Here is a 433-nt window from a genome sequence, read left to right as displayed (position 1 = left end):
ATTTGGATATTTCACACCTGGTGTTGATGGGAAGTTTGGATCATCAGATTTTGGAACCAAGCTACCTAGTGGTTTGTAAGTAACCTTATCAGTTACTTCTGGTTGATCTGGAGTCACTGTCTTAGAGCCAGCTTCTGTCTTATCTGAGTAGTATCCATCTACAACTGGAACAGTAACCTTGCCATAGGTGTGACTAGTTTCAGTCCATGTTGTAGTTCCATCAGCTTGTTTTTCTTTACCAGTGAAATTAAAGTCGTCTTGGACGTTGTCAGCTGGAGTCTTATCGCCTGCTCCTTCAAACTTCACTGTCTGTTTGGTTGGTTTAGTCACATCATTCACGATTGGTACGTAGATGATTGGGGTATCAGTTCCTGGATTTTCAGGAGTGATTGGTGTTCCTGGTTCTACTGGTTGGCCTGGTTTGCTTGGATCT

Annotated in this window: 1 protein-coding gene; it reads right to left on the bottom strand. The window is 42.7% G+C overall.

The window, feature by feature from the left end; translation table 11 throughout:
• A partial coding sequence (locus ADH81_RS11215) for a mucin-binding protein (protein ID WP_049528215.1) occupies positions 1-433 on the bottom strand: 433 nt, incomplete at both ends.

It is taken from the genome of Streptococcus pseudopneumoniae (assembly GCF_001072925.1).
Classification (GTDB): Bacteria; Bacillota; Bacilli; order Lactobacillales; family Streptococcaceae; genus Streptococcus; species Streptococcus pseudopneumoniae_Q.
Note: the sequence above shows the minus strand (reverse complement) of the source record. Positions and strands in the feature narration are given on the sequence as shown.